This window comes from Cupriavidus mimosae, assembly GCF_023952485.1.
Taxonomy (GTDB): domain Bacteria; phylum Pseudomonadota; class Gammaproteobacteria; order Burkholderiales; family Burkholderiaceae; genus Cupriavidus; species Cupriavidus taiwanensis_C.
Window position 1 is genome coordinate 96,003 of record NZ_JALHRY010000007.1, and the last position, 20,727, is coordinate 116,729.

Annotated in this window: 20 protein-coding genes; 10 read left to right on the forward strand and 10 right to left on the reverse strand. The window is 67.7% G+C overall.

Annotated elements, in window-relative coordinates; genetic code table 11:
* The first annotated feature begins 52 nt into the window (after positions 1 to 52).
* Both MKD50_RS14860 and MKD50_RS14865 read left to right on the forward strand, forming a co-directional pair.
* Positions 53 to 1,018, forward strand: coding sequence for a threo-3-hydroxy-L-aspartate ammonia-lyase (locus tag MKD50_RS14860; protein ID WP_115699692.1), 966 nt, complete (start codon positions 53 to 55; stop codon positions 1,016 to 1,018).
* 80 nt (positions 1,019 to 1,098) lie between these two features.
* The gene (locus MKD50_RS14865) at positions 1,099 to 2,328 is read left to right on the forward strand and encodes an RtcB family protein (RefSeq protein ID WP_252667470.1); all 1,230 of its coding nucleotides are present in this window, start codon (positions 1,099 to 1,101) and stop codon (positions 2,326 to 2,328) included.
* Between the two features lie 27 nt (positions 2,329 to 2,355).
* Here the strand turns inward: MKD50_RS14865 and MKD50_RS14870 are convergent, their stop codons facing one another.
* Positions 2,356 to 3,348, reverse strand: coding sequence for a tripartite tricarboxylate transporter substrate binding protein (locus MKD50_RS14870; RefSeq protein ID WP_252667471.1), 993 nt, complete (start codon positions 3,346 to 3,348; stop codon positions 2,356 to 2,358).
* Between the two features lie 43 nt (positions 3,349 to 3,391).
* Positions 3,392 to 5,197: a phosphonate metabolism protein/1,5-bisphosphokinase (PRPP-forming) PhnN gene (gene phnN, locus MKD50_RS14875; RefSeq protein WP_252667473.1), complete on the reverse strand. Its 1,806-nt coding sequence runs from the start codon at positions 5,195 to 5,197 to the stop codon at positions 3,392 to 3,394.
* Positions 5,198 to 5,550: 353 nt separating this feature from the next.
* Between phnN and MKD50_RS14880 the strand changes: the two genes are divergently transcribed.
* Positions 5,551 to 6,096 (forward strand): MarR family winged helix-turn-helix transcriptional regulator, encoded by a 546-nt coding sequence (locus MKD50_RS14880; protein ID WP_115699696.1) that lies wholly within the window; start codon positions 5,551 to 5,553, stop codon positions 6,094 to 6,096.
* A 125-nt stretch (positions 6,097 to 6,221) separates the two neighbouring features.
* Here the strand turns inward: MKD50_RS14880 and nadC are convergent, their stop codons facing one another.
* From nadC to fliL, 8 genes are all read right to left on the reverse strand, one after another.
* A complete protein-coding gene (nadC, locus tag MKD50_RS14885) occupies positions 6,222 to 7,055 on the reverse strand; it encodes a carboxylating nicotinate-nucleotide diphosphorylase (RefSeq protein ID WP_252667475.1) in 834 nt (277 codons plus the stop codon).
* A 143-nt stretch (positions 7,056 to 7,198) separates the two neighbouring features.
* Positions 7,199 to 8,020 carry a flagellar biosynthetic protein FliR gene (fliR, locus tag MKD50_RS14890; RefSeq protein ID WP_252667476.1) on the reverse strand — a complete coding sequence of 274 codons (822 nt, stop codon included), beginning with the start codon at positions 8,018 to 8,020 and terminating at the stop codon, positions 7,199 to 7,201.
* 76 nt (positions 8,021 to 8,096) lie between these two features.
* Positions 8,097 to 8,366, reverse strand: coding sequence for a flagellar biosynthesis protein FliQ (gene fliQ / locus MKD50_RS14895; protein WP_012355210.1), 270 nt, complete (start codon positions 8,364 to 8,366; stop codon positions 8,097 to 8,099).
* Positions 8,367 to 8,404: 38 nt separating this feature from the next.
* The gene (gene fliP, locus MKD50_RS14900; protein WP_501993631.1) at positions 8,405 to 9,229 is read right to left on the reverse strand and encodes a flagellar type III secretion system pore protein FliP; all 825 of its coding nucleotides are present in this window, start codon (positions 9,227 to 9,229) and stop codon (positions 8,405 to 8,407) included.
* Complete coding sequence (gene fliO / locus MKD50_RS14905) at positions 9,226 to 9,681, reverse strand: flagellar biosynthetic protein FliO (protein WP_252667478.1); 456 nt, start codon at positions 9,679 to 9,681, stop codon at positions 9,226 to 9,228. The genes fliP and fliO overlap by 4 nt, the downstream gene beginning before the upstream one ends.
* Entirely contained in the window at positions 9,678 to 10,124 is a 447-nt protein-coding gene (gene fliN / locus MKD50_RS14910) for a flagellar motor switch protein FliN (RefSeq protein ID WP_111520041.1), read from the reverse strand. The genes fliO and fliN overlap by 4 nt, the downstream gene beginning before the upstream one ends.
* Positions 10,117 to 11,136, reverse strand: a complete 1,020-nt coding sequence (gene fliM, locus MKD50_RS14915; RefSeq protein ID WP_012355214.1) for a flagellar motor switch protein FliM — start codon at positions 11,134 to 11,136, stop codon at positions 10,117 to 10,119. Before fliM ends, fliN begins: the two co-directional genes overlap by 8 nt.
* Positions 11,137 to 11,193: 57 nt before the next feature.
* On the reverse strand, positions 11,194 to 11,685 hold the full coding sequence (gene fliL, locus MKD50_RS14920; protein WP_115699701.1) for a flagellar basal body-associated protein FliL: 492 nt from the start codon (positions 11,683 to 11,685) through the stop codon (positions 11,194 to 11,196).
* 478 nt (positions 11,686 to 12,163) lie between these two features.
* On the opposite strand from fliL, the gene acnB reads away from it, so the two are divergent.
* The 7 genes from acnB to MKD50_RS14955 all read left to right on the forward strand — a co-directional run bounded on the left by acnB (position 12,164) and on the right by MKD50_RS14955 (position 20,721).
* Entirely contained in the window at positions 12,164 to 14,755 is a 2,592-nt protein-coding gene (gene acnB / locus MKD50_RS14925; protein WP_115699702.1) for a bifunctional aconitate hydratase 2/2-methylisocitrate dehydratase, read from the forward strand.
* Positions 14,756 to 14,922: 167 nt separating this feature from the next.
* Positions 14,923 to 15,627: a glutathione S-transferase N-terminal domain-containing protein gene (locus MKD50_RS14930; protein WP_115699703.1), complete on the forward strand. Its 705-nt coding sequence runs from the start codon at positions 14,923 to 14,925 to the stop codon at positions 15,625 to 15,627.
* Between the two features lie 141 nt (positions 15,628 to 15,768).
* Positions 15,769 to 17,109 (forward strand): PQQ-dependent sugar dehydrogenase, encoded by a 1,341-nt coding sequence (locus tag MKD50_RS14935; protein WP_240071646.1) that lies wholly within the window; start codon positions 15,769 to 15,771, stop codon positions 17,107 to 17,109.
* Positions 17,110 to 17,190: 81 nt separating this feature from the next.
* Positions 17,191 to 18,039 carry an EamA family transporter gene (locus MKD50_RS14940; protein WP_252667480.1) on the forward strand — a complete coding sequence of 283 codons (849 nt, stop codon included), beginning with the start codon at positions 17,191 to 17,193 and terminating at the stop codon, positions 18,037 to 18,039.
* A gap of 171 nt (positions 18,040 to 18,210) precedes the next feature.
* The gene (locus MKD50_RS14945; protein ID WP_115712316.1) at positions 18,211 to 19,035 is read left to right on the forward strand and encodes a class I SAM-dependent methyltransferase; all 825 of its coding nucleotides are present in this window, start codon (positions 18,211 to 18,213) and stop codon (positions 19,033 to 19,035) included.
* A 206-nt stretch (positions 19,036 to 19,241) separates the two neighbouring features.
* Positions 19,242 to 19,616: a hypothetical protein gene (locus MKD50_RS14950; protein WP_252667482.1), complete on the forward strand. Its 375-nt coding sequence runs from the start codon at positions 19,242 to 19,244 to the stop codon at positions 19,614 to 19,616.
* Positions 19,617 to 19,860: 244 nt separating this feature from the next.
* Positions 19,861 to 20,721 carry a LysR family transcriptional regulator gene (locus tag MKD50_RS14955; RefSeq protein ID WP_240071651.1) on the forward strand — a complete coding sequence of 287 codons (861 nt, stop codon included), beginning with the start codon at positions 19,861 to 19,863 and terminating at the stop codon, positions 20,719 to 20,721.
* Positions 20,722 to 20,727: the final 6 nt, after the last annotated feature.

Genomic DNA, 20,727 nt, shown 5'->3' on the forward strand with positions numbered 1-20,727 from the left:
CGCGGGGCGGGTAGACTTGCCTGTCCCGCTACACTTCTTCCCCGCCATCGCCATGCCGAACCTGCCGATCTCCTTCGAAGACGTCGTCGCCGCCCACGACCGCATCCGCGCCGCGGCCCACCGCACCCCGGTGCTGACCTCCGCCACCGCCGACGCGGCCACCGGGGCGCAGCTGTTCTTCAAGTGCGAGAATTTCCAGCGCATCGGCGCCTTCAAGTTCCGCGGCGCCTATAACGCCATCGCCCAGTTCACGCCGCAGCAGAAGGCCGGCGGGGTGCTGGCGTTCTCCTCCGGCAACCATGCACAGGCGATCGCGCTGTCGGCGCGCCTGCTGGAGGTGCAGGCGGTGATCGTGATGCCGCAGGACGCCCCCGCGATCAAGATCGAAGCCACGCGCGGCTATGGCGCCGAGGTGGTGCTGTACGACCGCTACCGGGACGACCGCGAGGCCCTGGGCCGGCGCATTGCCGCAGAGCGCGGCATGACGCTGATCCCGCCCTACGACCACCCACACGTGATGGCCGGGCAGGGCACGGCGGCCAAGGAACTGTTCGAGGAAACCGGTCCGCTGGACATGCTGGTGGTGTGCCTGGGCGGCGGCGGGTTGCTGTCGGGCTGCGCGGTTGCGGCACAGGCGATGGCGCCCGGCTGCGCCGTGTACGGCGTCGAGCCCGAGGCCGGCAATGACGGCCAGCGCAGCCTGCGCAGCGGCGAGATCGTTCGCATCGACACCCCGCGCACCATTGCCGACGGGGCGCAGACGCCGTACCTGGGCAACCACACCTTTGCCGTGATCCGCGAACTGGTCACGGACATCGTTACCGTGTCGGACGCCGAACTGGTCGAGACCATGAAGTTCTTCGCCGGCCGCATGAAGATCGTCGCCGAGCCCACGGGCTGCCTGGCCGCGGCCGCGGTGCTGCATGGCAAGCTCGATGTGAAGGGCAAGCGCGTGGGCATCATCGTGTCGGGCGGGAATGTGGATCTTGGGGCGTTTGCGGGGTTTATCGGCGCTTGATGACACCGCAGCCGCCAGGGGAATCCTCGCCGGACCGGGCCCTCTAAGCTCCAGGCATCACGACGGGAGCGACGGCAACCATGTCAGGCAAGACCCAATACGACGTACTCGACACCGGCGCCGGCAAGCCGGTCAAGCTATGGACGCGCGGCGTGCCGGTGGAGGGGGCCGCGCGCGAGCAGTTGGTGAACACGGCCCGGATGCCGTTTATCTTCCGCCATCTGGCGGTGATGCCGGACGTACATCTGGGCAAGGGCTCGACCATCGGCTCGGTGATCCCCACGGTCGGCGCAGTCATTCCCGCGGCGGTAGGCGTCGATATCGGTTGCGGCATGATGGCGGTGAAGACTTCGCTGACCGCCTCCGACCTGCCCGACAACCTGGGGCAGATGCGCAGCGCGATCGAGCATGCCGTGCCGCATGGCCGCAGTGCGCAGGGCGGGCGGCGCGACCAGGGCGCCTGGGGCAATGCGCCGGCGCACGTCGATGCCGCCTGGGCGGAAATGGCGCCGGGCTTTCGCCGCATCACCGACAAATACCCGCACCTGGCGCGCGCCAACCATCGCAATCACCTCGGCACGCTGGGCACCGGCAACCACTTCATCGAGGTATGCCTGGACGAGGCGCAGTCGGTCTGGTTCATGCTGCACAGCGGCTCGCGCGGCATCGGCAATGCGATCGGCACCACCTTTATCACGCTGGCGCAGCAGGACATGCGCCAGCACCTGGCCAACCTGCCGGACCGCGACCTGGCTTACCTGGTGGAAGGCTCCGCGCACTACGCGGACTACATCTACGCGGTGTCATGGGCCCAGGCCTACGCGCGCCGCAACCGCGAACTGATGATGGAGGCGGTGCTGGCGGCGGCGCAGCGGGTGCTGCGCAAGCCGTTCCAGGCGCAGCTCGAGGCGGTGAACTGCCACCACAACTACGTGCAGAAGGAACATCACTTTGGCGCCGACGTGCTGGTCACGCGCAAGGGCGCGGTCAGCGCGCGCGCCGGCGAGTTGGGCATCATCCCGGGCTCGATGGGCGCGCGCTCGTTCATCGTGCGCGGCAAGGGCAATCCGGAGTCATTTTGCTCCTGCAGCCACGGCGCGGGCCGCACCATGAGCCGCAGCGAGGCCAAGCGCCGCTTCACCGTAGCCGACCAGCAGCACGCCACGCGAGGCGTGGAGTGCCGCAAGGACGCCGCCGTGATCGACGAGATCCCGATGGCGTACAAGGACATCGACGCGGTGATGGCGGCGCAGTCAGACCTGGTGGAGGTGGTGCATACGCTGCGGCAGGTGGTGTGCGTGAAGGGATAGGGTTGGGGTGGTCAGTGGCCCGGATGATCAGTCGACGACCAGGCTCATTTTGGCGGTGAATTTCTGCCAGCGGTCGATGTCGGCGTTCACCAGCTTCTGGAATTCAGCGGGTGTGCTGGTCGTCGTAGCAAAGCCCAGGTGCGTCAGCGACGCCTTGATCTCGGGCTTGGCGATGGCCCTGGCGATCTCGGCGTTCAGCTTCTGTACGATCTCCGGAGGCGTATTGGCCGGGGCGAGGATGCCGAACCACTGGTCGACGTCGTAGCCGGCCACGCCCAGCTCGCTGACCGTGGGGACGTCGGGCAGGAACGGCGAGCGAGCCTTCGACGTGACGGCCAGCGCGCGCAGCTTGTTGCTCTTCAGGTAGGGAATGGTGTTGGTCAGCGTATTGACGCTGACCTCGGCCTGGTTGCCCAGCACGTCGGCGATGGCCGGAGCGCAGCCCTTGTACGGCACGTGCAGCATGTCGATCTTCGCCGAGAGTTTCAGCAACTCGCCGGCCAGGTGCTGCGGCGTGCCGTTGCCGCATGAGGCGTAGCTGGGCGGCGTGCCGCTCTTGCCGGCCGTGAGCAGGTCGTTGAGCGTGCGCAGCTTCGAGTGCGCGGGCACGGCGATCACCGAGGGCACCGAAGCGAAGGTGATGACCGCGCTGAAATCCGATTTCGGATTGAACTGCAGCTTCTTGAAGACGCTCGGGTTGATGGCAAAGCTGCTGTTGACGATCAGCAGTGTGTAGCCGTCACCCGGGCTCTTGGCGACAAACTCCGCGCCGATATTGCCGCTGGCGCCAGGGCGGTTGTCGACCACCACCGGCTGCCCCAGCGACTTGCTGAGGTCGGCCCCGATCAGGCGCGCCAGCGAATCGGTCCCTCCTCCGGCCGGGAACGTCACCACCATGCGGATGGGCTTCTGCGGGAAGGTACTCGCCAGGTTCGCTTCGGCGCGGCCGGGCACGGTTGCCAGGCTGCTTGCGACAAGGAGCAGGGATGCCAGACTGCGGACGACGGATAGGGGTCTCATTGATATGCCTCGTCGGTTAGGGTGAAGGGAAGGGGGAAGCCGGTCAATCGGGATCTATACGCACCGCCTCGCTGCACTCGCCGCCCGCGCGTGCCAGTGCCGCGGCCGCCGCAAGTGCCGCATCGCTGCCCGCATGGATGCGGTAGAGGGGTTGCCCTGGCGCCACCTTTGCCCCGATCGTGCACAGCAGATCGACGCCCGCACCGAGCTCGCGCGGCGCTCCGGCGGCGCGCGCGACCCCGGAGATGCGCAGTCCATCGATGGCGGCCACGCGGCCTTGCATGGCCGCGCTTACCACGCAGGTATGCGCGCCTGGCGCCACGGGCTCGGGCCGCGCGCCCTGCGCGGCGGCAATGCGGTCGAATGCGGCCTTGGCCTTGCCTTCGCTGAGCAGCGCGGTGGCAATGCGCAGGCCCTCCGCGGGCGAGCCCACGCGCGCATCGAAGCCGATGATTTCGCCGGCGAAGCGCAAGGCTTTCTCTCGCAGGTCCGCAGGGGCACAGGGATCGTTGTCGAGCACCTGGCGCACATCGCGCACTTCCAGTGCGGGCCCGATGCCGCGGCCGATCGGCCGGCTGCCGTCGGTGACCAGCGCGCGCACGTGCAGGCCCAGCCCCTTGCCGACGTGCTCGAACATCGCGCTTAGTGCCTCGGCGTCGGCGCGCGTGGCCAGCTTGGTCTGCGCGCCATAGGGCAGGTCGACGATGATGTGGGTGGCGCCGGCGGTGTATTTCTTCGACAGGATCGACGCCACCGACCAGCGCCGCGAGTCCAGGCGCAGCGGGCGCGTGATCGCGTTCATCACGTCGTCGACCACCGAATGGTTGAGGCGACCGTTCCAGGCGATGCAGGCGCGCGCCTGGGTCACGCAACGGCGCACGTCGTCGTGCGCCAGGTCGACGCGCGCCACGGTCTCCATGGCGTCGGCCGTGCCGGCGGCGGAGGTGATCGCGCGCGATGAGGTCTTGGGCATGGCCAGCCCATATGCCGCGACGATCGGCACCACGATCAGCGTGATGCGGCTGCCGGGCACGCCGCCGATGGAATGCTTGTCGACCACGATCGGCTCATCCCACTCGATTCTTGGGGTAAATGCCGTACGCGCACGCGCCAGTGCCACCACTTCCTCGTCGCCCAGCGAGCGGGTCGCGGCAACCAGGAACTCGGTCAGCTCGGACTCGGTATAGCGGCCCGCCATGGCGTCCTGCAGCACCGCGACGTAGGCGGCTTCGTCGAGCGGCTCGCCACGCAGTTTGGCCATCAGGTTGGTGCGGCTGGTCGGTGCTCCGTCACTGGATGCGCGCGTGCCTTGGCGCAGCGCCTGGACGAAGCGGGCCTTGCCCACCTCCAGCGTGCTGTCGTTCGACACCGTGATGCACCGGACTTCCGGAGGCAGCGCCGCACCCGTCCGTGCCACGCGCCTGGCAACCTCCTCGCCCGCTTCACGCCCGCGCGCGGCAATGCGGCGTGCCAGCACGTCATGCGGCGCCGTCACCAGGACCACCACGAAGCGCGGCAGGCGCCCTGCAAGTTCCGCGATGACGGCGCGCGAGCCGTTGGCGACGACGTTGCGCCCACGCTCCAGCTCCGACATCAGCGAGCGCGGCAGGCCATAGCGCAGCTCGTGCGCATCCCACGTCACCAGGAACTCGCCTTTGGCCTGGCGCCGCGCGAACTCCGCCTCCGAGACGCCCTCATGCTCCTCGCCAGCCGCACCCTCGGGCCGCGTGATGACGCGCCGGGCGAATACATAGTTGTCATCGAGCGTCGCTCGCGCCCCGTCCATCAGCGAATCCTTGCCCGCGCCACTGGGGCCCACCACAAAGAAGAACGTGCCGCTCGCGTTCATGGCCAATACCTTAGATGTCGAAGTTGTTTGGCAATGCTAGCACCAGACCCGCGACTGTCAAGAAAAGTTCGATGTCTAAGGTTACGCAAGCAACGGGCCAACGCCCGAAGATCCAGCAGGCACGCGGGATGCGAGCCTTCGTAGGGGAAAACACGGGGGCGCGGCGTGCGCGTTTGCGGTGCCTGGTGCCGCCAATGCGCGCATGGCGCACCGATGGAGTGAACGCTACATTGGAGGACGCGGCGGCGCGGTCCGCCAACGCCGCTCGCACGGTGGAGGCGCTATCATGTGCGCTGTTGCGGGCACCGTCGATCCGGTGCCGCATGGATGCGTTTCACTTTCCGCTTACCACTATGGCCACAAAAAAGCCGGATGCCCCGGTCACGATCACGCCACCGGAAGAAGCCGATGAAGAGCGGCTTGCCCACCTGGTGAAGGACGCCGCGCGCGCCTATATCCGGGCGCTGCAACTGCGCCTGGCGGAACATTCGGTGTCGTACGGCCACTGGACCATCCTGCGCATCCTGTGGCGCCATGACGGCCTGTCGCAGCGCGAACTGAGCGAGCGCGCCGGCGTGACCGAGCCCACTACCTTTGCAGCGGTCAAGGCGCTGGAGGCGCTTGGCTACGTCGAACGCACGCACCTGCCCGGCAACAAGAAGAAGGTGCATGTGTTCCTCAGCAAGACCGGGCGCGCGCTGCGCCGCAAGCTCGAGCCGCTGGCGACCGAGGTCAATGCGCTGAGTGTCGAGGGCGTGAGCGAACAGGACGTGGCGACCACGCGCCGGGTCCTGATCACCATCGCCAAGCGCCTGGTCGCCGACGAGATCGCCTCGGCGGAAAACGGGCGGCGCGTGCCGTCGACGCAGGAGGTCGGGCGGCTGCTGTCGGACCTGTAGCCCGAGGTGGGCCACTGCCAATGAAAAGGCCCCCGCCGGCGCGGCCGGCGAGGGCGAATGCCTCGGGTAGAAGGCGTGAAACGGTGTGCGGGCGCCGTCGCGGGCAGGCTCCCGGACTCAGGGGCTCAGGCTTCGTCCAGCCCGATATCCACGGCCGGCGCGGACTGCGTAATCCGGCTGGTCGAGATGTAGTCGACGCCGGTTTCCGCCACCGCCCGGATGGTCTCCAGGCGGATGCCGCCCGATGCCTCGACCTTGGTGCGGCCATTGACGATCTGCACCGCCTCTTTCATGTCGGGCACCGACATGTTGTCCAGCATGATCACGTCGACGCCGGCGGCCAGTGCCTCGCGCACCTGCTCGAGCCGGTCGCATTCCACTTCCAGCTTGGTCAGCACCGGCAGCTTGCGGCGCACGCGTTCCACCGCCGCGGCGATGCTGCCGCAAACGGCGATGTGGTTGTCCTTGATCATCACGCCGTTGTCCAGGCTCAGCCGGTGGTTCAGGCCGCCGCCGCAGGTGACCGCGTGCTTCTCCAGTGCGCGCAGCCCGGGAGTGGTCTTGCGGCTGTCGATCAGGCGCGCCCTGGTATGCGCGATGGCCTGCGCATAGGTGGCGGTCTGGTTGGCGATGCCGCACAGCCGCTGCATGATGTTCAGCGCGGTACGCTCGGCCGTCAGCACGCTGCGCGCATTGCCGCTTACGTTGAGCAGTACTGCGCCCTTCCCGACCTTGTCGCCGTCGGCCACGCGCACGTCGATCGACAAGGTTGGATCGTAGCGGGCGAAAATGCGTGCCGCCACTTCGATGCCGGCGATGATCATCGGCTCGCGGGCGTTCATGCAGAAGGTGCCGGTCTCGCCCGGTTCGATCATGGTCTGGACGGTCAGGTCGCAGAGTCCGATGTCTTCGGTCAGCCAGAGGTCGATCAGCTTGTCGGTGGCATAGAGGTCGTACATGTGTAGGCTCCTGAACGGTGGGTGTCGTACCTCAATAATCTTAGAGATCGAAGTACATGGCGTAATACTAGCGCCTTGCCGCGCCCTGTCAAGAAATATTCGACGTCTAAGTTTATGCGCGCCGGAAGCGGCACGCCGGCGCGCTAGCGCGCGAATTGCCCCAGCACCGTCCCCACCGCCTCCAGCCCCGCCTCGATCATGTGCTGCATGTAGCTGCCCATCTGCGGCATCACCAGCATCAGCACCAGCAGCCCGCCCGACAGCGTCACCGGGAAGCCCACCGCGAAGATCGACAGTTGCGGCGAGGCGCGGTTGAGGATGCCCATGGCCAGGTTCAGGATCAGCAAGGCGGCGATCATCGGCAGCGCCAGCAGCAGGCCGCAAGCGAACACCATGCCGCCGGCCCGCGCCACGGCCAGGGCGCCGCCCGCGGACAGCGGGGTGCCGCCGGGGTTGCCACCGGGGTTGCCGCCGGGGTTGCCGCCGATAGGCAGGCTGTTGAAGCTGTCGACCAGTGCGCCCAGCATCAGCAGGTGGCCGTCCAGCGCGAGGAACAGCAGCACCGCGATCAGATTAAGGAAGCGCGACAGCACCATGGTCTGGCCGCCGGCGGCGCGGTCGAAGAAGGACGCGAACGACAGTCCCATCTGCAGCCCGATGATCTCGCCGGCCTGCTGCACGGTGGCAAACACCAGCCGCATGACGAAGCCAGTGGCCAGGCCGATGCCGACTTCATTGAGGATGATCATCAGCCCGCCGAAGGAGTACACCGGCACCACCGGCAGCTGGGCGATGGTGGGCGAGACCACCATGGCGATCATTGCCGACAGCGCGATCTTGGCGCGCCGCGGGATGGTCGATTCACCGAACAGCGGCGCGGTGCCGATCAGCGCGAGGATGCGGAAAAACGGCCACAGGAAAGCCGCAAGCCAGCCGTAGAGCTGGGCTGAGGTGAACTCGATCACGGCGGCGGGTCAGCGGGCAGGCAGGGGGAGGGACGGCAACGGGGACAGTGGCGGATGGCGGCCGCGGCTGCCGCCGTCAGTGCGCCAGCGCGGGAATGCTCTGGAACACCTCGCGCATGTAGTCGACCATCGCGTTGATCATCCACGGGCCGGCCAGCACCATGGTGGCGAACAGCGCGATCAGCTTGGGAATGAAGCTCAGCGTCATCTCGTTGATCTGGGTCGCGGCCTGGAACAGGCTGACCACCAGGCCGGCGGCCAGCGCCACCAGCAGCAGCGGGGCGGCCAGCAGCAGGGTCATCTTCATCGCCTGGGTGGCGATGGTCATTACGGTCTCTGGGGTCATGGCTCTTGCGAAGAAAAGGCTGGCGCTGGCGGCCGGCGTCAGTTCATGAAGCTCTGCGCCAGCGAGCCCAGCAGCAGCTGCCAGCCGTCGACCAGCACGAACAGCATCAGCTTGAACGGCAGCGAGATGGTGGCCGGCGGCACCATCATCATGCCCATCGCCATCAGCACGCTGGCGACGACCAGGTCGATGATCAGGAACGGGATGAAGATGGTGAAGCCGATCTGGAACGCGGTCTTGAGCTCGCTGGTGACGAAGGCCGGCACCAGGATGCTGAGCGGCACTTCCTCCGGCCCCTGCATCTCCGGCGCCTTGGCCATCTGCGCGAACATGGCCAGGTCCTTCTCGCGGGTCTGGCGCAGCATGAAGGCCTTGAGCGGCTCGGCGGCCTTGGCCGCGGCGGCTTCGAGGCTGAGCTTGTTCTCGGACAGCGGCTTGTAGGCGTCGTTGTAGACACGGTCGAACACCGGCGCCATCACGAAGAAGGTCAGGAACAGCGATAGCCCCACCAGCACCTGGTTGGGCGGCGAGGTGGCCGTGCCCAGCGCATTGCGCAGCAGCCCCAGCACGATGATGACGCGGGTGAAGCCGGTCATCATCAGCATTGCCGCGGGCAGGAACGACAGCGAGGTCAGCAGCACCAGCGTCTGCACCGGCAGCGACCAGATCTGGCCGCCGCCCGGGGCGGGCTTGCTGATCACGCCGGGCAGCGCCTGGGCCCAGGCTGGCGCGGGCGCCAGCGTGGCAAGGGCCAGCATCAGCGCCAGCAGGGACAGCAGCGACAAGGGCAGCAACGAGGCCGGGCGCGCGGCGCGGCCTGCGCGCGGCAGCGGTCGCCACGGCGTGGCAAGCGGGGAAGTCATGATTTGAAGTGGGCCTGCATCGAGCGCAGCAGCTTTTCGGCAAAGCTGCCGCCGGTGGGCGGTTGCAACGGTGCGGCGACGACGTGCGCGCCGGTCTGGCCGGCGGCCGGCGAGCCGGCCGCCATGGTGTGCAGCGGCCGGATCTCGCCGGGGCTGACGCCCAGTACCAGCCAGGTATCGCCGACCTCGACCAGCACCAGGCGCTGGCGTGCGCCCAGCATGGTGCTGCCGACCACCTTCATGGCGCCGCCGGTGGCGTGGCGCACCAGGCCGGCACGCCGTGCCATCCAGGCCAGCCCCAGTATCAGCGCGATGATGGCGAACAGTCCCAGCCCGGCCTGCGCCAGGCTGGCCGCGCCGCCGATGGCGGGCGCCGGCGTGCCTTCGGCCGCAATTGCGGCGCCGGGAAGCGCGGCAAGCGCAGCCAGCAGGGCGCGGCTTGCGGCTGTCATTTGTTCAGCTTCCGGATGCGTTCGGACGGCGTGATGATGTCGGTCAGGCGGATGCCGAACTTGTCGTTGACCACCACCACTTCGCCCTGGGCGATCAGGTAGCCGTTGACCAGCACGTCCATCGGCTCGCCGGCCAGGCCGTCGAGTTCCACCACCGAGCCCTGCGCCAGCTGCAGCAGGTTCTTGATCGGCACCTTGGTGCGGCCCAGTTCCACGGTCAGCTGCACCGGGATATCGAGGATCATCTCGATATCGTTGCGGAAGCCGCTCGGCGCTTCCTTGGCCAGCGGCGGGAAGACCGTGGCGGCGGCGGGCGTGGCGGCTGCCGATGCCGGCGCGGCAGCGGCAGGGATCTCGGCGGAAGTGGCGCTGGTCTGCTCGGCCAGCGCGCTGGCCCAGTCGTCCATCGGGTCGACCGGCTTGTCCTCGATGCCGTCAGTCATAATCGGTGTCCTCGGTATCCAGGTGGGAATCGCCGTCCTGGTGATTGATCATTCGTTCTACCCGCAGCGCGTACTGGCCGTTCATGGTGCCGAAGCCGCATTGCATCACGGGCACGCCGTCCACCTTGCCGAACACCTTTTCGGGCAGCTCGATCGGCAGCACGTCGCCGGCGCGCATCGCCAGCACCTCGGCCACCGTACTCTGCAGGTGCGCGAACTCGGCCACCAGCTCGACCTCGGCCGCGCGCAGCTGCGTCGACAGTTGCGTGACCCAGCCCTTGTCGACCTCTTTCTCGTCCTGCAGCGGATTCATCAGCAGGTCCTTGAGGGGCTCGATCATCGCGTACGGCAGGCATACGTGCAGCTGGCCGCCGACGGCGCCCAGCTCGATGTGGAAGGCGGTGGTGACCACGGCCTCGTTGTGCGTGGCGACGTTGGCAAACTTGGGGTGCATCTCCGAGCGGATGTACTCGGTCTCGATCGGGTGCACGGTGCGCCAGGCATTGCCGTAGCTGGTCAGCGTCAGCTCCAGCATGCGCTGGATGATGCGTTGCTCGGTCTGGGTAAAGTCGCGGCCTTCCACGCGGGTGTGGAAGCGGCCGTCGCCGCCGAACAGGTTGTCGACCACCAGGAAGACCAGGTTGGGGTCGTAGACGAACAGCGCGGTGCCGCGCAGCGGCTTCAGGTGGACCAGGTTGAGGTTGGTCGGCATCGGCAGATTGCGCGCGAAATCGCCGAACTTCTCGATCCTGACGCTGCCCACGGAGATGTCCGCGCCGCGGCGGATGAAGTTGAACAGCGCCGTGCGCAGCGAGCGCGCAAAGCGCTCGTTGATGATTTCCAGCGTATGCAGGCGGCCGCGGATGATGCGTTCCTGCGTCGCCAGGTTGTAGGGGCGGACCCCGCCCTCGTCGGGCGCAGTCTCGCTGGCCTTGGGCGTATCGGCCTCGCCGGATACGCCCTTGAGCAGCTCGTCTACCTCGTCTTGCGAGAGGAACTTGTCGTAGGCCATCTAGTGTCCTGCCCCTTGTGCGGCGTTATGGATGAAACGTGCTGCCCTGGCTTGCGCTTACTGCACCACGAACGAGGTGAACAGCACGTCCAGCACGTGTTGCGCCGGCAGGCCGCTGGCAAACGGCTTGCTGATGGTGTCGCGGATGTCGTCGGCCAGCTTGCGCTTGCCGTCGACGGTGGCCAGCTCGGCCGGCTGCCGCGCGGACAGCAACAGCAGGATGCGGCTGCGCGCCTCGGGCAGGTACTGGGCCAGGCGCGCCTGGGTAGCGGCGTCAGCTACCTTCAGCGACAGCCCGGTGTGCAGGAAGCGGTCGCCGTCGTCGCTGCGCAGGTTGACGGTGAACGCGTCCAGCGGCACGAAGATCGGCGGCGGGACAACCGGAGCGGCGGGCACTGCGGGCGCCGCCGGCTGGCGGTTGCTCAGCACGCTGCCCAGCACGAAGCCTCCGGCACCCAGTGCCACCACCAGCACGCCGGCGCCGATCAGCAGCAGCCGGCCGCGCTTGCCTGTGTTGCCAGTCCGGGGAGGGGAAGCCGTGTTCGCCATGAGAAGCCTGTATCGGAATGCCTGCCATTCTTCCGGAATCGCAGGCCAGCAAAGGGCCGAAAAAAAGGGGGAAACCCTTTCAGCTTGGCCATTTGAGCGGAAAGGGAGCAGGCACGGCTACGCGAGCGGGCGCCGTTGTGTTGCGCGCCTGCAGGCTGGTTAACGCAGCTTGACCGCGGAACTTGAGGGCGCCGGGGCAGGGGACGGCCGATGACGCGCGTCGTCACGGGGGTCGGTCAGGGGTTGTGGCCGGCCCTTCCGCGGCTGGCCGGTGCGCCGGCTTCCGCATTCCCTACTACGCTACTCGGGTAGCAGTCCATGCAAAATTGCAACTCACCCACTCGCCAAGCCATTGTTTGATATGCATTTTCTTGCCGCTACTCTTATATAAGATATAAGACATTTGACAGAGGAGCCGCTTCGGACTACAATCGCGACGTACCGAGTCTTTCTAAACCTAATTACTCAGCAGGTTCCCATGCTTGAAAACTATCGCGCACATGTGGCCGAGCGCGCCGCGCTTGGCATCCCCCCTCTGCCCCTGACCGCCAAGCAGACGGCCGAGCTGATCGAACTGCTGAAGAACCCTCCCGCCGGCGAGGAACAGAACCTGGTGGAGCTGATCTCCCACCGCGTGCCGGCCGGCGTCGATGACGCTGCCAAGGTCAAGGCCTCGTACCTGGCCGCCGTGGCGCTGGGCAAAGAGAAGTGCGCGCTGATCTCGCGTGCCAAGGCCACCGAGCTGCTGGGCACCATGCTGGGCGGCTACAACATCTCGCCGCTGATCGAGCTGCTGGACGACGCTGAAGTCGGCACCGTCGCCGCCGACGCGCTGAAGAAGACCCTGCTGATGTTCGACGCCTTCCACGACGTGAAGGAGAAGGCCGACCAGGGCAATGCCAATGCCAAGGCCGTGCTGCAAAGCTGGGCCGACGCCGAATGGTTCACCAGCCGCCCGGAAGTCCCGCAAAGCCTGACCATCACCGTGTTCAAGGTGCCGGGCGAAACCAACACCGACGACCTGTCGCCGGCCCCGGACGCCACCACCCGCCCGGACATCCCGATGCACGCGCTGGCGATGCTGAAGAACAAGCGCGAAGGCGCGGCGTTCCAGCCGGAAGAAGACGGCAAGCGCGGCCCGGTCAAGTTCATTGAGTCGCTGAAGGAAAAGGGCCACCTGGTCGCCTACGTGGGCGACGTGGTCGGTACCGGTTCCAGCCGCAAGTCGGCCACCAACTCGGTGCTGTGGTTCACCGGTGAAGACATCCCCTTCATCCCGAACAAGCGCTTCGGCGGCGTGTGCCTGGGCAACAAGATCGCCCCGATCTTCTACAACACCATGGAAGACGCCGGCGCGCTGCCGATCGAGCTGGACGTGTCGCAGATGGAAATGGGCGACGTGGTCGAACTGCGCCCGTACGAAGGCAAGGCCCTGAAGAACGGCGCAGTGATCGCCGAGTTCAAGGTCAAGTCCGACGTGCTGTTCGATGAAGTCCGCGCCGGCGGCCGCATTCCGCTGATCGTCGGCCGCGGCCTGACCGCCAAGGCGCGCGAGGCGCTGGGCCTGGCCCCGTCGACGCTGTTCCGCCTGCCGCAAAACCCGGCCGATACCGGCCGCGGCTACACGCTGGCGCAGAAGATGGTCGGCCGTGCCTGCGGCCTGGCCGAAGGCAAGGGCATCCGCCCGGGCACCTACTGCGAACCGAAGATGACCTCGGTGGGCTCGCAGGACACCACCGGCCCGATGACCCGCGACGAGCTGAAGGACCTGGCCTGCCTGGGCTTCTCGGCCGACCTGGTGATGCAGTCGTTCTGCCACACCGCCGCCTATCCGAAGCCGGTCGACGTCAAGACCCACCACACCCTGCCCGAGTTCATCAGCACCCGCGGCGGCATCTCGCTGCGGCCCGGCGACGGCGTGATCCACTCGTGGCTGAACCGCATGCTGCTGCCGGATACCGTCGGCACCGGCGGCGACTCGCACACCCGCTTCCCGATCGGCATCAGCTTCCCGGCCGGTTCGGGCCTGGTGGCCTTTGCCGCCGCCACCGGCGTGATGCCGCTGGACATGCCGGAATCGGTGCTGGTCCGCTTCAAGGGCCAGATGCAGCCGGGCGTGACCCTGCGCGACCTGGTCAACGCGATCCCGCTGTACGCGATCAAGCAAGGCCTGCTGACCGTGGCCAAGCAAGGCAAGAAGAACATCTTCTCGGGCCGCATCCTGGAAATCGAAGGCCTGCCCGACCTGAAGGTCGAGCAAGCGTTTGAACTGTCGGACGCCTCGGCAGAACGCTCGGCCGCCGGTTGCACGGTGCGCCTGAACAAGGACCCGATCATCGAATACATCAACAGCAACATCACGCTGCTGAAGTGGATGATCGCCCAGGGCTACCAGGACCCGCGCAGCCTGCAGCGCCGCATCAAGGCCATGGAAGCCTGGCTGGCCGATCCGAAGCTGCTGGAGCCGGACGCCGACGCCGAATACGCCGCCGTGATCGAAATCGACCTGGCCGACGTGCATGAGCCGATCGTGGCGTGCCCGAATGACCCGGACGACGTCAAGACTCTGTCGGACGTGGCCGGCGCCAAGATCGACGAAGTCTTCATCGGTTCGTGCATGACCAACATCGGCCACTTCCGCGCGGCTTCCAAGCTGCTGGAAGGCAAGCGCGACATCCCGGTCAAGCTGTGGGTGGCGCCGCCGACCAAGATGGACCAGAAGCAGCTGACCGAGGAAGGCCACTACGGCGTGTTCGGCACCGCTGGCGCGCGTACCGAAATGCCGGGCTGCTCGCTGTGCATGGGCAACCAGGCACAAGTGCGCGAAGGCGCGACCGTGATGTCGACCAGCACTCGCAACTTCCCGAACCGCCTGGGCAAGAACACCAACGTGTACCTGGGTTCCGCCGAACTGGCGGCGATCTGCTCGCGCCTGGGCCGCATCCCGACCAAGGAAGAGTACATGGCCGATATTGGCGTCATCAACCAGAATGGCGACAAGATCTACAAGTACATGAACTTCGACCAGATCGAGGACTTCAAGGAAGTGGCTGACGGCGTGACGGTGTAAGCTGTCGTCGCCAATTAGCATGAAGAAGGGGCCCCACGGGGCCCCTTCTGTTTGCGGGGATCTGCAGGTCGGCGCCCTGCAAGCGCGCCGACACCGGTTTATGATCGGGCTCTTTCGTTGCCCGGCAGCTTCCCCACGATGCGGAAGCGCCCGAACCAGGAGCCCGTGTGCCCGATCTGTCCGCTTTCCCCATCACCCGCAAATGGCCGGCGCAGCATCCCGACCGCATCCAGCTCTATTCGCTGCCCACGCCTAACGGCGTCAAGGTGTCGATCATGCTGGAAGAAACCGGCCTGCCGTACGAGCCGCACCTGGTGCGCTTCGATACCGATGACCAGCTGTCGCCGGAATTCCTGTCGCTGAATCCGAACAACAAGATCCCGGCCATCCTCGACCCCCACGGCCCCGGCGGCAAGCCGCTGGCGCTGTTCGAATCGGGCGCGATCCTGCTGTACCTGGCCGACAAGTCCGGCAAGCTGATCCCCGCCGATCCGGCGCGCCGCTACGAGACCATCCAGTGGGTGATGTTCCAGATGGGCGGCATCGGCCCGATGTTCGGCCAAGTGGGCTTCTTCCACAAGTTTGCCGGCAAGGACTACGAGGACAAGCGCCCGCGCGACCGCTACGTGGCGGAGAGCCGGCGCCTGCTCAAGGTGCTGGAGCAGCGCCTGGAAGGCCGCGCATGGATTATGGGCGACGAGTACACCATTGCCGACATCGCCACCTTGCCATGGGTGCGCAACCTGGCTGGCTTCTACGAGGCGGGCGATCTGGTCGGCTTCAAGGACTTCGTCAATGTGCGGCGTGTGCTGGATGCGTTCGTGCAGCGACCGGCGGTGGTGAAGGGGCTGGATACACCGCATCGGGGCTGAGCGCGCCGGGCAGGGCGCCCCGGCGGCCGTGGGCATCGTCCTACCTGCTGCCTTCCGCGGCGCCTACAGAGCGCCGGGCGGCGCTCATCCTATAGTCCAAGCACAGGCGCGCGGCCTTGCGTGGCCTGAGGAGCCCGGACCATGCCGATGCCCACCCCCTTGCGCCTGTTGCGCACCGCCATGCTGGCGGGCGCCGTGCCCGTGATCGCCGCGCTCGCCGCCTGCGGCGAATCCGCCAAGCTGCCGTCCGAAGCCGGCTTCGGACCCACGCCGCAGTTGCCGCCGCCGCACGAGACTGCCATCCCCACCGTCAAGATCGCGCCGGCCATCGGCTGGACCGCGGGCCAGCGCCCGGTGCCGGCCGAAGGCATGGCGGTGACGGCGTTTGCCGACAAGCTGGACCATCCGCGCTGGGTCTATGTGCTGCCCAACGGCGACGTGCTGGTGGCCGAGAGCAATGCCCCGCCCAAGCCCGACGACGGCAAGGGCATCAAGGGCTGGATCATGAAGAAGGTGATGAAGCGCGCCGGCGCCGGCACGCCCAGCGCCAACCGCATCACGCTGCTGCGCGACAGCAATGGCGACGGCGTCGCCGACCAGCGTTCGGTGTTCCTGAAGGATGTGAATTCGCCCTTCGGCATGACGCTGGTCGGCAATGACTTCTACGTGGCCGCCACCGACGCGCTGCTGCGCTTCCCCTACCAGGCCGGCCAGACCGAAATCAACGCCGCGCCGCAGAAGGTGGTCGACCTGCCCGGCGGACCGCTCAACCATCACTGGACCAAGAGCCTGATTGCCAGCCGCGATGGCAGCAAGCTGTATGTGACGGTGGGCTCGAACAGCAACGTGGGCGAGAACGGCATGGACAAGGAAGTCGGCCGCGCCGCGATCTGGGAGGTCGATCGCAGGACCGGCACGCACCGCATCTTCGCCAGCGGCCTGCGCAATCCCAACGGCATGGCGTGGGAGCCGGTCACCGGCATGCTGTGGACCGCCGTCAACGAGCGCGACGAGATCGGCAGCGACCTGGTGCCGGACTACATCACCTCGGTGCGCGACGGCGGCTTCTACGGCTGGCCCTACAGTTACTACGGCCAGCATGTGGACCAGCGCGTGAAGCCGCCGGCGCCGGACCTGGTGGCCAAGGCGATCGTGCCCGACTACGCCGTGGGCGCGCACTCCGCCGCGCTCGGCCTGGCCGCGGCCGGCAGCAACAGCCTGCCGGCGCGCTTCAGCGAAGGCATGTTCGTCGGCCTGCATGGTTCCTGGAACCGGCGCCCGCTGGCGGGCTACAAGGTGATCTTCGTGCCGTTCAGCCAGGGTCGGCCGCAAGGCGCGCCGTTCGACGTGCTGACCGGGTTTGTCGACGACGATGGCAAGGCGCGCGGGCGGCCGGTGGGCGTGGCGATCGACCAGCGCGGCGGCCTGCTGGTGGCTGACGATGTCGGCAATACGGTCTGGCGGGTCAGCGGCGCCAGATAGTCGAGCCACGGCGCGGCACGCCGGCGCGGCTAGAATGGCGCGATCCCGCGCTGCCTGCCGGCGCCGACTTCGCTGCCGCCCATGTCGCTCACCGTCTTCGCCGTCGTCCTGCTTGCCGCCTTCCTGCATGCCGCGTGGAATGCCGTGGTCAAGGGCGGCGGCGACAAGCTGCTGTCCACCGTGATGGTGGCGGTGACGGCTGGCCTGATGGCCGCGCTGGCGCTGCCGGCGCTGCCGCAGCCGGCGGCCGCCAGCTGGCCCTTCATCGCCGCGTCGGTGGGCGTGCACGTGGTCTACTTCGCGCTGGTGGCGCGGATCTACCGCAGCGCCGACATGAGCCTGACCTACCCGCTGATGCGCGGCTGCGCGCCCTTGCTGGTGGCGCTGGCCAGCGCCGGCTGGCTGGGCGAGCACCTGTCGTCGCTGGCATGGGGCGGCATCGCCGTGATCAGCCTGGGCATTCTGGCCATGGCCGGCGGCGCACGCGGCCACCGCGGCCTCCCGGGCAGCCGCGAGGGCGTGTGGCTGGCGCTGCTGAACGCGCTGGTGATCGCCACTTATACGCTGATCGATGGCACCGGCGTGCGCCGCTCCGGCGCGCCGGTAGCCTATGCCTTCTGGATCTTTGTGCTGACCGCGGTGCCGCTGGCGGCGTGGGCACTGGCGACGCGCGGGCCGCAACTGGCCGGCTACGTGCGGCGCAATCTGGTGTTCGCGCTGGTGGGCGGGGGCGGCACGCTGGCGTCCTACGGGCTGTCGCTGTGGGCAATGACGCGCGCGCCGGTGGCGCCGGTGGCCGCCTTGCGCGAATCTTCGATCCTGTTCGGCGCGCTGATCTCCGCGCTGCTGCTCAAGGAGCGCGTCGGCGCCGTGCGCCTGGGCGCCGCCTGCCTGATCGCCGCCGGCGTGGCCACGCTGCGCTTAGCCTGAACGGGTGAGGCCCGCCGCCGGGGTGCTCGCCCGAGCGCCTGGCCGCTGATTGTGCGCGGCGCTGTCTATACTTGGCTTGACCGGGTTCTCAGGACGCATCTGCGCTGCGTCCGCACACCAACATCACCAATACACGCCCGCCCGACTGGACATCGTCGCCGAGGAGTAGGCATGGACCACACCGCAGATTCGTTTCGCGCCTTTGAACTGGCTGGCTGGGAAGACCCGGAAGTCGTCAGCCGGTACCAGGAGCACCTGTCGCACGTGACCCGGCAATCGGTCGAGGCCCTGCTGGACGCCGCGCATGTGGCCGGCGGGCAACGCGTGCTCGACGTCGCGTCCGGCTCCGGCTACGTCGCGGCCGGGGCGGTGCAGCGCGGGGCCGAGTCGGTCGGCATCGATTTCGCGCAGGCGCAGGTGCAACTGGCGCGCAAGCTGCATCCCGAGGTCCAGTATCAGCAGGCCGACGCGCAGGCGCTGCCGTTCGACGATGCCAGCTTCGATGCGGTGGTCAATGGCTTTGGCTTGTGCCATATGTCCGATCCGGACGCGGCGCTGGCCGAGGCCTTCCGCGTCCTGCGCCCGGGCGGGCGCATTGCCTTCACGGTATGGGATACGCCCGAGCGCGCGGTCGGCTTCGGCGCGGTCTATGCCGCGATCCGCGCCTATGGCTCGATGGATGTCGATATCCCGGTCGGGCCGAATTTCTTCCTGTTCAGCGATCCCGGCCACTGCCGCAGCGCGTTGCAGCAGGCCGGCTTTGTCATGCCGACCTGCCGCAGCGTGCCGCAGGTCTGGCGCTTCTCCACGCCCGACCAGCTGTTCGACGCGCTGGCCCAGGGCACCGTGCGGGCAGCCGCAACGCTGCGCGCGCAGACCCCCAAGGCCCGCGACGAAATCCGCGCCGTGCTGCGCGGCACCGTTGCCGGCTATATGCGCGGCAGCGGCTTCGAGGTGCCGATGCCGGCGGTGCTGGCGGCGGCGGTCAAGCCGTGAGCCAATGATGTTGGACGCCGGCCGACACCTGTGGGGCTAGCGTCGGCCCCGTCCCACCACTCCACGTTCGGAATGTGCCGAAATCCCGGCCCTGGCCGGCATTAGCCGGCATTAGGCCGGTGGCACGGTCGTTGCGCAATGGATCGCGAGCGCGGCGCCGCGGCTCGTTGTGCCACCTGCCAGCAATGGCTTCCCGGAGAATCCCGATGAATACCCGATCCCCATGCCAGAACGGGCAGGCCGCGTCGCGCCCGTCCGCCATCCGACACCGTTCGCGCCAGGCCATGGTGCTGCTGCGTGTGCTGGGCCTATGCCTCAACAGCGTCGCCTGCGCGCAGTCCGAGGCGCCGCAGGCCGCCACGGCGCCCGTCGTGCAGGCGGTGACACCGGAACGCAAGTTTGCGCCCGGCTACCTCGAGGCGGCCGCCACCGGCTATGACAATGGCCTGGCCTGGCAGGAGCCGGAAGGCATCGCACCGTTGCGGCTGCCACGCGAGGCGCGCAGCGTGCCGGCGGCGCCGATGACCGGCGCGGTGCCGGTTGCCATGCCGACGGCAGTCCGGCCGCAGCCGGTGCGCTGAAGCTGGACCGGGGGCCCTCAGCGATCAGGAAGTGGTGTGGGATATCGGTGCTGCGCGAGCGTCGCCGGTTTTCCTGTCAGGCGCCCTGGCCCCCGGTCCAGTCTTCCACGCGCAGGCCGGGATACGCGGCAAAGTCGCGGACGTTGCACCGTGACAGCAGAAGTACATCCTTGTGTGTATAGGCTGATTCTCAATCGGCTGCTCTGTCTACAATGCGTCACGTCGTCCCGGATCGTTTGCCACCATGGATATCGAACTCGCCCGCACCTTCCTGCAAGTCGTGCGCGACGGCAGCCTGCTGGCCGCCGCCGACAAGCTGCATGTCACGCAGACCGCCGTCACCGCGCGCATCAAAAGCCTGGAGACGCAGCTGAACTGCCGCCTGTTCGAGCGCAACAAGGCCGGGGCGCGGCTGACGCCGGACGGGCAGCGGTTCCTCGGCTACGCCAGCCAGCTGGTGCAGACCTGGGAGGCGGCGTGCCGCGAGCTGCCGTTGCCCACGGGGCTGGCCAGCCTGTTCCGCTATGGCACCGAGATCAGCCTGGGCAATCCGCTGGTGCTGCTATGGGCGACGCGCCTGCGCCAGCGCATGCCGGCGCAGGCGGTGCGGGCGGAAGTGGGCGACGGGGCTGAGCTGCAGCGCAGGCTGCAGTCGGGCGCGCTGGACGCGGCACTGGTGTACCAGCCGGAATACGCGCCCGGCATGCACGTGGAAGCGCTGATGGAAGAGAAGCTGGTGCTGATCCGCTCGACCCAGCGCGACGACGGCTATGTCTATGTCGACTGGGGCCCGGAGTTCCGCCGCCAGCATGACAGCGCGTTGCCGGAGCATGCGCGCGCGTCGCTGTACTTCAACCTAGGGCCGCTGGCGTTGCAGTACATCCTGCAGTTTGGCGGCAGCGGCTATTTCCGCACGCGGGTCGTGCAGAGCTACTTGGACAGTGGCGCGCTGGTGCGCGTCGCCGGCGCGCCGGAGTTCTCATATCCCGTATTTTTGGTTTGCGCCAAGGCGCCCGCGGGACCGGCGCAGGAAGCCGTGGAGATCCTGCGCGAGATCGTGCGGGAAGAGTCCGACTGGTCGCAGCGCTGGGACTTCCCGCAATAGCGCGCC